Source organism: uncultured Ruminobacter sp. (assembly GCA_902764345.1).
Classification (GTDB): Bacteria; Pseudomonadota; Gammaproteobacteria; order Enterobacterales; family Succinivibrionaceae; genus Ruminobacter.
The window spans coordinates 1-12,050 of the sequence record CACWVT010000057.1; the positions used below are offsets into that span (position 1 = coordinate 1).

At 42.9% G+C, this 12,050-nt stretch carries 9 protein-coding genes; 6 read left to right on the forward strand and 3 right to left on the reverse strand.

Translation table 11 applies throughout. The features are described from left to right. Nucleotides 1–474: 474 nt before the first annotated feature. Both QZU58_RS08820 and traD read left to right on the forward strand, forming a co-directional pair. Nucleotides 475–2,478, forward strand: coding sequence for a hypothetical protein (locus QZU58_RS08820; RefSeq protein WP_294496108.1), 2,004 nt, complete (start codon nt 475–477; stop codon nt 2,476–2,478). A gap of 128 nt (nt 2,479–2,606) precedes the next feature. After that, nucleotides 2,607–4,388, forward strand: coding sequence for a conjugative transfer system coupling protein TraD (gene traD, locus QZU58_RS08825; protein ID WP_294496110.1), 1,782 nt, complete (start codon nt 2,607–2,609; stop codon nt 4,386–4,388). A gap of 75 nt (nt 4,389–4,463) precedes the next feature. Here the strand turns inward: traD and QZU58_RS08830 are convergent, their stop codons facing one another. Next, nucleotides 4,464–4,793: a TfoX/Sxy family protein gene (locus QZU58_RS08830; protein ID WP_294496112.1), complete on the reverse strand. Its 330-nt coding sequence runs from the start codon at nt 4,791–4,793 to the stop codon at nt 4,464–4,466. Between the two features lie 272 nt (nt 4,794–5,065). On the opposite strand from QZU58_RS08830, the gene traV reads away from it, so the two are divergent. The 4 genes from traV to QZU58_RS08850 all read left to right on the forward strand — a co-directional run bounded on the left by traV (nt 5,066) and on the right by QZU58_RS08850 (nt 7,728). Beyond that, nucleotides 5,066–5,791 carry a type IV conjugative transfer system lipoprotein TraV gene (traV, locus tag QZU58_RS08835; RefSeq protein WP_294496114.1) on the forward strand — a complete coding sequence of 242 codons (726 nt, stop codon included), beginning with the start codon at nt 5,066–5,068 and terminating at the stop codon, nt 5,789–5,791. A gap of 298 nt (nt 5,792–6,089) precedes the next feature. Then, nucleotides 6,090–6,410, forward strand: a complete 321-nt coding sequence (gene traA / locus QZU58_RS08840) for a TraA family conjugative transfer protein (RefSeq protein WP_294496123.1) — start codon at nt 6,090–6,092, stop codon at nt 6,408–6,410. A 280-nt stretch (nt 6,411–6,690) separates the two neighbouring features. Beyond that, nucleotides 6,691–6,990 (forward strand): metalloregulator ArsR/SmtB family transcription factor, encoded by a 300-nt coding sequence (locus QZU58_RS08845; protein WP_294496116.1) that lies wholly within the window; start codon nt 6,691–6,693, stop codon nt 6,988–6,990. A gap of 189 nt (nt 6,991–7,179) precedes the next feature. Next, nucleotides 7,180–7,728 (forward strand): nitroreductase family protein, encoded by a 549-nt coding sequence (locus tag QZU58_RS08850; protein ID WP_294496118.1) that lies wholly within the window; start codon nt 7,180–7,182, stop codon nt 7,726–7,728. An 895-nt stretch (nt 7,729–8,623) separates the two neighbouring features. Here the strand turns inward: QZU58_RS08850 and QZU58_RS08855 are convergent. Together QZU58_RS08855 and QZU58_RS08860 are read right to left on the reverse strand one after the other, a co-directional pair. Further along, nucleotides 8,624–9,445 (reverse strand): TIGR02391 family protein, encoded by an 822-nt coding sequence (locus QZU58_RS08855; RefSeq protein WP_294496120.1) that lies wholly within the window; start codon nt 9,443–9,445, stop codon nt 8,624–8,626. 53 nt (nt 9,446–9,498) lie between these two features. Further along, nucleotides 9,499–10,905 (reverse strand): AbiH family protein, encoded by a 1,407-nt coding sequence (locus QZU58_RS08860; RefSeq protein WP_294496122.1) that lies wholly within the window; start codon nt 10,903–10,905, stop codon nt 9,499–9,501. Nucleotides 10,906–12,050 lie beyond the last annotated feature (1,145 nt).

The window sequence follows — 12,050 nt, forward strand, 5'->3', positions numbered from 1 at the left end:
TCATAAAAATCAATACATGTTTTTAAAAAACACCTAAACCGCATGGATTAAGGTTGCGCTATGTTTTTCCACTCAAAATCATGTGGGAAAGTTGAGATATTAAATTCACAAAAAATAATGGATTGAAAATTTGTATTGTGTTTTAATCCGCAACCGTCTGCCATGACCGCTTTTTTATTAACCGTTCAATTAAATATAAATGCTTCCGAAACAGTAAACGGATTTATAAGGTCATACTCCAACAAAAACGTCACCGCTCCGTGAAGAAAAGCCGTCCTCGTGCACGGTGTCACCTCTTCTCCGGTAAACATAATTTTTTCTTACCAAAGGTTCCCGTCTTCAGTTACGGGATTTAACATCCATCCCAAGCATCAGGCTCCGCCATGGTGACCGCCTCCTGCTCATGCAGCCGTCCGGCTGCATGAGCGACGAGGTCTCCGTCGTGCCAGATGCACTCACGGAGAAAATTTAACCATGAACGGTAACAGAGTTAATGAAGCAACGACCGCCGGGTTCAGCAGCTTCGGTAATGATTGCGGAAATGATTATGAATTTCCGTCACCTGCCTCATACATACTGTCCCACGCAGGGGATAAAGATTCCGCACCAAGTTCCCAAACGAATAGCCTTACATCCCATGAATTTAAAAGAAGACTCAATGCAATAATACGGGACAAGATGGAAAGCCTTCTTGCCACGGCGGTTCCTGCCGAATCAGGATACGTGAACGGCGAATCACTTACGGCAGGTGCGGTCCGAAGCTCAGGCTTTTGTTCCGGTCTGAACGCCGACGTTCACGAGGCTGTTCACCGCTTCTCACCGGAATGGTTCTGTTCAGGGACCGGATGCTTCTCAGGTAACCGCCGTGTCACTCTCATGGAGGAGCTTCACGACTACATACGCATCCTTAAAAAGCGCAGCTTTATAAGTGAGTATCTGAAGGGACTGCAACTCGGTAACCCCCCTTCCGCTCCTGCCGCCTCTCTGTCTTTGGATACGGATACGAATCTGAAGAACACGGTATCCGGCATTTCCGGATGCCCTACCGGAACCTCCTTCCGTCTGGCGGAATTCCCATGCGACATTCCCGATGACATTACGGATGTTCCCCTACGCCGCGACGAAACATGCTCACGCATATTACGCTGTCTTGAAATACTCCGTAACGGCACCCGACTCATATCCGATGAAATCGGATATGTAAATTACGGATATCTCCGTAACAGTCTTACGAATGCATATAACGAGGCCTCATGCATCCGTCGGCGGATAACGGCTGAATCGGAACCTGTAAACTGTTGCGGTAATGATGCTTCGGAAATTTCCCCTGTAACTGATACCGCCGGGACAAAACCACTTCTCGGTCTGCTGCTGTCCAGACCGGAACTGACGTCGGCATTCATCGGCTGTCCGATTCCTCTTGAAAAAATTGCGGGACTCAGAAGTCTTTATCTTCTCACGCAGAGGGAAAAGGCATTGGGATACCTTTACCTTCTCTTTAACAACCTAAGCTGCTTCAATGATAATTTCCGGGCCGACGGATTAAGAATAAAAAGAGCTGCCGACAGGTTCCCGAATGACAATACCGTACGTCATCTGACCATAAGGGCAATGACCGAATCCGGACTCAACATCACTTCATCTGCAGATTTCATAAATGCGGATCTACCGGAAATGTATCATCACTACATGATTCGCAACAGGCGTTACCATCTTAAAAAATACGGCATGAAGAAATTCGTGACCAGAAGCAGTGCGAGAAGAAAGGATACGGAAACCCTGACATCACAGGCCTCCTCTGCCAGACTTAACAGAATATCACTCTTTCTCTCGATATATGAAATGCTGACGGACAGACACCGCAATGATGAACTCATCATAAACGATCCTGCCGTCATCACCTCCATGAAACTCTACAGACAGAGCCTTAATTTTCTGAATGCGGTGGCGGGAGACTGCACCTCCGAAACGTCAATCCGCGATGACATGGCAAGAGCGGTCTCCATCATCCGGAATACGGCCGGCAAGAGCATTACCGGAAGAAATCTGGATACGGAGGCAATAAAGATATCTCTCACGAAGGCTTCATCCGTCATTTTTCAAAAAATTGCCGGCATGGCGACAGCCTGCTGTTTAACCGATATGCCTGCAGGTACGAAGCCCGGAACCTCAGCGGATACGGCCAATGGTTTACCGTTATGCTCGGAAGAGCTTCTGCAAAGCATTGAAGCCGTAAGCCCCTTTGAATTATTTTCAGAAGAAATGCTGAAGATTGATCGTGACAGCCGGGACATTCTGAATGTCATGCGAAAGGATTCCTATGCGGATGCCGTATCGGCATACGGCTTTTCCTATAAAAGCTTCACCAATGCGACAAAGCTTCCGTATGACACCATGCACCGCTTTTTCACCACGGAGGACAGGGCCGCGGTAAAGAAGGAGCTGTTCTGCCAGTCACGGGACAAAGGCAGGCTCTGAACCTTCTGACGAAAGAGACCGTTGCCGGTACCGCGGTACCGGCAACGGCACCGATACAAGGCAAAGATCCTCACGGAGGACATCCTAATACATTCATAATTCAGCTGTCCGGAGATTCATAAATATACATGAAAAGATACTGTCTTATTTCTTTTGCGCTGACCGTTCTTCTTGCCGTCAGCGTGTTTATTCTGTCACTCTCAACGGTGCATTATTCAAAATACGTGTTCATGATGACCGCTCTCGTACTGGTGTTTCTCAGACACAGGGAATACTCAAAGGTTGCCGATGAGGAAAAACGGGCAAATGGAGGAGGATTCTTCAGGATTTCCGAGGATGAACTGAGGGGACTTACCTCACCCGACAGACTGTATCTCGGAGAAGGATTTCTGTGGGAGAAGGAACAGGCCGTACTGCTCTACGGTCTTATGGAAAAGGATCCGTCACTCTGCACCGTAAAAAGAAATCCCGACGTTAAGGGAACGGGTTTTATCCAGTCTCTCGGAAAGCAGGAACCGGTATTTCTGCCCTTAAGCTTTTTTGACGGACATACACTCATAGCCGGCACCACCGGTGCCGGCAAAACCAGACTGTACGACCTGCTGTGTTCTCAGGCCGTGTTCCGCGGTGAATGCGTCATAGTCATTGATCCGAAGGGAGACCGTGATCTTTATGAACACCTGGCCAACTCTGCGAATGCCTGTGGCCGTGATGTTCTTTTCTTTCATCCGGCCTTTCCTGAAAAAAGCATCGGCCTGAGTCCGGTACATAATTTTACCCGAAGCACGGAAATTGCAGGTCGCATAAGTTCCCTGGTACCCACCGCAAAAGGGAACAGCGATCCGTTCAGAAGCTTTGCCTTCTCCGCAATCAATGCCGTTGTCGGCGGACTGATACTGACGGGAAGAAGACCTACCCTTAAGCTGATAAGATATTACGTGAATTCCAGACTTACCGAGCTCTGCTTTGCATCATTCAAGGCCGTCTTTGACAGATATCTCTTAAGGGACAGAAGATTTGCCGATGAGTGGAAAAGCCTTATGCGTGAAACCTCAAAGGTGCCGGGAAGACTCCTGTCAAAATACGATGACCTTTACCGGCGGGCCATAAAGCCCTTCCCTGGACGGGTGTCCCAGGAAATGGAGTCCCTTTATGAAATGGCCAAACACGATCCCGACCATTACAAAAAAATGACCGCTTCATTAAAGCCCGTTCTCGACATGCTTACGTCAGGTGAGCTCGGAAACCTTCTGTCTCCCGAGGAAACCGGAAATCTCACCAGAAAATCCTACAGTCTTGCGGACATAGTCCGCAGGAACAGGATTCTCTACGTGGGTCTTGACTCACTCACGGACGGCGAAACCGGATCGGCCCTAGGTTCCATGCTTCTCGCCGATCTCACGGCAGTTGCGGGAAACAGATACAATTTCGGGAAAGACTTAAAATACGTAAATCTCTTTGTTGATGAAACCTCTGAAGTAATCAACGGACAGCTGATACAGCTCCTTAACAAGGGACGAGGCGCCAAATTCAGGGTAACCGTGGCAACCCAGACCGTTGCGGACTTTGAATCCGGGCTTGGAAGCGAAGCTAAAGCCCTTCAGGTTCTCGGTAACGTCAACAACGTCATATCCCTGCGTGTCATTGACACCAGAACCAGAGAATACATCAGTGGTTCTCTTCCGAAAACCAGAGTACTGTTCCGCTCACAGAGCTCTGTGCAGAATCAGAGTTCGGGTGAACTGACAAGCGTGAGCGCCAGCATATCAAAGAGCCTGACGGAAAACGAAACCGATATTTTTCCGGCATCAATGTTAAGTGAGCTTCCGGATCTGGAATATGTTGCCCGAGTCGGCGGTTCCACGGTGATAAAAGGCAGAATTCCATTTGTGGAAGCATGCAGAAACTAAAGCATGGCGCGGAATCGGCACAGAGTCATCATATCGTCAGCTCAATGCCGAGACAGATGCTGTGTATTCCGGCAATTACTTTGCGGATTTTCTCCGTTTGGATGCCGGTTCGGGAAGTTCCGGATACATGCATTCTATCAGACGCTTAAGAAATTCCCTGTCATCGGTATTATCGACGGAAAGCATGGCCTTGGCCCCATCATATGGAATCTCCTGCACGGCATCAGGCATCATGGAGGAAGCCGACGGGGTCGGCTTCACCAGAAACCTGTTGTCGTAGATTCCCCCGAAAATCCTTCCGCGGTAATACAGAATATACTCTCCCATCATGGACCTGAAGGTCACGTCATCAAGCTCAGAAAGCTGTTCCAGAACATATTCCAGAAAGGTTTTATCAGACGCCATTAAATATCTCCCGTTTATTAACGGACCGTATCCCCGATTGTACAATCTTTATCGATTATTCGGAACACTGAGGTATCACACAAAGGACAGACATATTAAGTCCCAGGTCTTCCGCCGATACGTCACTTAAAGGGTTTATCAGCGGATTCCGGGAGCACCTGCTGATACATTACAGCCAGAACAGAGCAGACGACAGATACGTGGCATTCGCCACGCATCATGTCGTTTACTCGGATATTACGGTAACCGGAATGGAAACGGAAAAAAAACATATGTCTTCAAATAACAATCCTACGGGTAAATGCGGTCACGGGCTCACCTGGTTCCGTCATCTCGGGACTAAGTCATGTCTTACAATCATTGTCATGACGAATTTAACGGGATGCTCACTGGGCATCGGCAGTGAGGAATACGGATGCTCCGGCCTCCCTAAGGGAGTTCAGTGTAAAAGCACAAGAGAGGTGTACCTTAACAGAAAAAAGTACGGAGAATGGACGGAAATGAATCTTCCTGCGGATTACCGCAGTAGATCATTTTCGTCAGCCGAAGGTATAAGTGAGGTTGGGACAGGTAAGTCAGCAGGAAACAGTCCTGAAGACAAAACAGAGGGAAAAACGGCGCAGGCCACGGGATTGACACCTGAGGTAATTATCCCGAAGGAAGGTAATGCGGCATCCGGTCAACTGAAGGAACTCACTCCTTCCGAAACAGCAGCCTCCCGCGTAAGCTACGGTCACGAATACGCACCTGATTCTTTTATAAGGACAAGAGATGACATCATGATAACCGTCATAAACCCGCATGAGGATACTGATGGCAATCTTCATGACAGGTCAGTCATCTACACCAGCCTTCACAACGGAACCTGGGGAATCAGCGGATCTTCCGGAAGATATTCGGTAAAAACCGGGCATACGGCCGTTAAGGGAAACTCCGGAGGAGCAATGCCATATCTTGAAGTAAAAAAGCAGAGAAAACGTCACGATACAAAACAGTAACGGAAAACCGGGTGAACCGGAGAATTATGGAGTCACCTGAAAATCATCACTGCTTCCATTATTCCGGGATCGGAAATCATAGGTCATCTTATTCAGAATCCTGCATGTTAGCTTAGCAGCGGGATAGGTATGCCGGAGCGCCCCGGTGTTACTCTAACACTGCGCTGTTTCGGCTCATAACAGCAGAAAAAGAAGAGGAAACAACATGAACATCTTATCTTCAAAACAATATGAAAACCTTCAGAGCCGTCTTTTGAAAAATCTGAAAATCAAGTATTTACCCGATCTGAAAAAGGCAATGCCTTTTGTGATTGCGGCATCGTTCATTGCCGGCTTCAGTGATGCGTGTGCCGGCACAGGCGGTGAGGAATTCGCTGACGTATGGGATACCCTCAAGGAATGGATTCAGGGAACTCTCGGAAGAGTGGTATGCGGAAGCATGATTCTTGTAGGTATCGTGGCAGGCGTAGCCAGACAGAGCATAAGTGCCTTCGCCGTGGGAATCGGCGGCGGCATAGGTCTCTACAATACCCCCAGCGTAATTGAAAGTGTCCTGAGTGCCACAATCACTCCGGAAAACATTGAGCTTCTGAACTCAATGAATAATACCATGCTCTGATCCTCTGAATCGGCACGGAGCAGAGGCCGCAGGCTATACGTTATGCCTGCGGCCTCAAAAACATGGGGACAGTACTCCATGATTTTTACCCCATGTTCCGTTCATAAAAATGCGCAAAACTCCTGATGCATACCTTAAGCACTCAAATATAAATTGAAGAATAAATAAAAGTGTTCTATATTTTTACTGATGAATACCTGTTTAATTTTACTTATTTCACATTTATATATTGGCATGTATCGATGTGACTTCTATAATGTCTGACATATCGGGAGCTGTTATGGGTTTTAAAGATGATGTAAGAAGAGCGAAAGCTCTTACCGATGAAAGCAGACTGGCTATTCTGCTGGCACTGCAGAATGGGGAAAGGTGCGGATGTTCCTTAATGGAACTCCTGAAAATTTCTCAGCCAACCCTTTCGCATCATATGAAAATACTCTGTGACAGCGGACTGGTAATCTGCAGAAAAGACGGGAAATGGACTAATTATTCCATTTCTCCTGAAGGTGTGGAATCATTTAAGGAAATGATTTCGTATTACACCAAATATGATAACGGCAAAAAATGCCCTAACAGCTGAACATACGGCGTAAACGCATGAAAGAAGCATTGGCAACCGCAATTGGTTGCCAAAAAAATGGCATAACACATCGATATATGTAGATATTTGGATATGTTGATATTACACCTTCCGGAGCAATGCCGGTCACGGCATTGCCGTAAGCGGAGATGACGTATAAACAAAAACATGAATAAGGATATTAAACAGATGAATGCAGTTGATTGTATCAGGGGACGTCGCAGCGTCCGTGAATATACCGACCGTGATATTTCACCGGAAACGCTCAGACAGATTATCGAAACTACCTCTTATGCTCCTTCGTGGAAGAATTCCCAGACCGTTTCCTATCTCGCAATTAAAAATAAGGAGCTTAAAAACAGCATTGCATGCAACGGGGTTATGGGATTTACCCCTAACATGCACCGTGTAATTGACTGCAATACACTGATGGTTGTGGTAACCGCAAAAGGGATCTGCGGTTATAACGTTGACGGCACTCCGACCACCTCAAAGGGAGCCCATTGGGAATCCTTTGATGCAGGCATTGCTACTCAGACTCTTTGTCTTGCGGCACACGAGCAAAATATCGGTTCAGTAATACTGGGCATCTTTGACGAAAAACAGGTAGCAGACATTTTGGGGATTGATACCAGACAATTCGGGATTTCTGCACTTGTCGCCTTAGGTTACACTGATTCAGATCCACATGCTCCGAAAAGAAGAAGCGTAGACGATTTATTAACCGTTATCGATTAACTCAGACAACATGTCCGGCGTCCCCAAATAAAGCTCTGACGGCCGGACTGTTTCATGGTACATGGGAGCTCAGGAAAATTCTGACGCTTGTCCATGTTCCGAATCAGCCTTTGGGATAGACCGAATTCGAGCGCTCAAGCCATAATTTTCCTTCATCTTTTCGTTAGTGTCATATTCCTTTTCGGCGCCTATGGTGTTTTCTGACCTATCTTGGAAAATAGTGCTTCCACTCACAGGTAAGAATGCAGGTATCCTCAATTTCAAAACTAACTAATCTCTCGATTTTGCGTTTTTAATATTATAGTTTTTACGTGACAGTAAAAACGCAGTCTCAACGTGCGATGACACCCTACTGACTATGTCAGATATTCATGATCTCTAACGCATCGACCTAACAGCTGTTCACGTGGCACTGGTGACGAAAAACATAAGCAGTGCGTTTTAGTTCGTAAGGTTGAGTGTGCCGTGCTGATAGCTGTAGCATAACATTCCGTTCTTCATCCCCACTATATCCAAGCGAAAGTAACCGGACAAGTACAAACCTACAAGGCTGCAGTTGAGTTCAATGATAAACAGCTCAAAGCCTATGCAGTCTGAATGCGAGTATTGTTGGTAGCTATTTGAACTGTTGTAAAATCTGCAACAGTTCATTTTCTGAAAACACAACTGATAAGCAGCTACTTCTGCACCCTGCCCTGCTTCAGCCGTCTCGGATCTTCCGGTTTTTGGGCATCTGGCGGGATCAGCCAGGTATTGCCCTTAAGTACAGTTTCCTTGATCCTCCCTTCACTGCAGAGCTTGGAAACACGCAAACATTGAAGTGAGGTACATTCCCACCTCTGTAGCATACGAACATTATTTACACGGACGAAAAATTGAGTTAAGTCTGCTTAATTTATGAGTTTTTGATTCCCATAGAATTATATTTAGGCACTTTCACGCACTGATCTAACTTTTTATGCAAAAACGAAATAACTAAAAGAATATCTAACGCATCTTCTTCATGCACGATCCATTTTATGCGTAATTCGTGGGCAGTAACGTTCCTAACCATACTATAAACCCCACACAGCATGTCACATAATCCTCTTTGTTCATTTATCTCAGTACTTGTTGTCAATGACGACAAAGCAATATAAGGATTTTTAGTACAAAGAGCTTCTTCAAATAAACTACTACCATCTTTATTTAAACCAGAAAGCTCTCTCACTTTATCGCACAAACTTTTTGCTGCTTCATGAACAGCATGAAAATAATCATCCGCAAGCAGCTCTTCATTACAAAATTTGATGACATCGCAATGAGCTCTATTATCTCGCAACTTTTGTATTAACGAATTAGATCTTTGTTTAGCTTCCGATACGTTATTAGCCTTTGGAACAGAATAAAAATGGCCGTCATTTCTGACTTCAACGCCTGATAGTGAAATAACTTCATTTACCTTACACCTTAGCAACTCATATGTTCCCGTATCTAAAACACCTCTTGATGGTTTAAAGCACTCAAGTAAAAAAGCCCATACATGATTAGATGATTTAGTTTGTGAATATTCAGCTTTAAAAGCCTCATACAGCCTTGTCGGCTTTCCATATGATGCTTGTACATCCTTAATATTACTAGCATCTAACAAATTCTTTATTTGGGTTCCAGACAAACCCTTGCCAATAATATTTGCTATATCATTGAGCTGACCATCATCTAAAGTAGGTAGAGTCATTGAACTTCCTCACAAAATAATGTCTGTTATTCTAAGACTTAGATAGGGCAAGCTTAGGCTTTATTTTCTACAGAAAAATATAAATTCCCATAAATCTCTTTCTCTGAAAAAGAAAGCAGTTCATTGAAGCGATCCTCGGTTAACATTGCTTTAATGTTATTGAAAGCTAGAACAAGATCTAAATACGAGTGGCATAGAATAACTGCTGTCTTAAGATTCTCACTCGATAATAGCCTACCTATTACATCACTGTCTGCGATTCCACAAGAATGGCCCACAATAATCAAATCGAACATTCCTGAATCAATTAGATTATTAATATTCACATATTCAGTATTTTTTATAACACGCCTGGCTTGTTTTTCAAAAGGAAATGCATCTTTTGATACTTGGCATCTGTTAGTGTTGGTATACCCAATAACAATATTCGTGTCTAATTCACTTAAACGGATCTCATCTGGCACATCTATCGAACCATTTATATGAATAATTTCAGGGTTCCTTTCCAACGCCCTATAAAATCTTTCAGCAATATTAGTATAGTTGTAGTTGATTATTACGTTTGGATTTGAAAGATTAAAATCTTGGATTCTTCCATGAGATCTTTTAGTTAGTGAATGAATATGTGCGTCCCTTAATGAATCAAAAAATGCATTTGCATTCTCGGCTTTAATATCAATTTTTTGAGTTTCTCTCAAATACAAAGTCAACAATAACTCAAAGAGTTCTAACCCATTTAAAAATTCATTTGATGTGCTAGCATTCCATTTTACTGCCCCTTCTTGTTCAAAGCCATATTTCAACTTGAGTTCTTCAGAACCAGTAACGAGCATTTCAATCACAGATTCGATATCTAACCAAGACTCAACATTAAAATTGTCTTTTAAGTTATCGCGTTCTCTTTCAACTATGTCTATTAGTGTTCCGATACCTTTATTTAACTCATTTTTTGGAATTTTCAAATCATTAAATCGACAAAACGAACTTAATCCGTATATCGATTTAATTGAATCTAATTGTTCTTTGGAAAAAGGTCGGCTATCTATAAAAGAACCAAAATAAAGAATTAGATTACAGAATGATTTACTGTTAAATAGATGATCAAAAATCATTCTCCCCAAAATGTTATCTGCAAATTCGCTACACTTCTTATAAACGTTTAAATCTTTTGAGTGCAACAAAATTTTTAGCTGAGATGGATACGAGCAATCTATTTTTACATAATTAGACATTTGTATATCAGAAAACAACCTATCTGTGTTTAAATTATGTAAAGCACACCCATATATCACATAAAAAATAAAATCCTTAAATGTAGATTCTATACCTGCTCTTAAGTCAAAACCGTTTCCGATTAACAGAATATTTTTTGATGGTATATCTTCCTCATATGTGGCATCTCCAGGTTTATAACCTATACGTTTAATTTTTAAATTTAAATCTCTTCTGTACCTAATCATTAATATCACTATATTTCTATCAAACAAAGAGTTCTGTGATGTGATGTGAAAAAGTCAATTCAACATTACATGCCGTTCACACACGCTTTATTGTAATGAATTTTCAGATAACTCACATATTATGCAACAATGGATCTATCAAGATTATAACACAAATATAAAAGCGTCCTCCTTGAAGCGTAGCAAATACAGCATCATATTCATTGTTATTAAACATTCACAAGTTCTATTCAGCATAAGATAATTTATGAAACTCTCACTATCAGTACAGTAATTATCAATTAATCGTTGTTGTTGTCACTGAGTCTGTAATATAGCTTTATTTCCACACGAACCGCCAATTAACGTGTACAAACTGCTGTACGCATTAACTGTTAAACAAATCGTATTTTTCAAAAATTGTCCAATGTTAAGCGCTTCTGGTCACTTCCATACCCCACGTGGAGGCCCTATATGTACACTCGTTAGGTACACAACAAAGCCACATAATATTTCCTTACCATTGAATTCATTTTATCCGTGCGACAAAATATCTACACTATATTCATTAATGTTAGATTTATCACATATTCCTGACATTTTTATAACTTTACAACATATGATAATTATTTGTTTTATATCTCATTTTAGTAAAACAAATAATAACCATTCAACCTGTTTTGCCCTATAAAACATTGGAGAAATCGTTTTACTAAATGTAAAATCGAACCTTACAATTATTATTAAGTAGATCACATATTTGTTCTTGTTACCATCTCAGCAGACACCCTTACAGATGCCTGCTTTTTTAGTCTGAGATCTCTTATCTCCCTGATTAGAAAATTTTGATAACCGTATTGAATAAACATTTTCAGTACGGTTTTTCTTTTGCTTTTTTCAGATTTGTATCTGCTTTCAATAATTCGACCACTCACCTGCGTAAGCTCATCAGGTCGCGAACTGATGAGTGCATGGCTGAAACAGGCGAATTTATTTTAACCGTCCAGTGTCATGCACCACTGGTCACCTTCCGAAACGGGGATTTCCCCGATAGGTGACCTTATATGTTGGACGTAATGTGATTTAGTAGGCCAGCTTTAACCAAATTACTTTACCATCGTTAACCAAATAGTTTACCACCTCTAACTTAATTATCAGGCCATCTA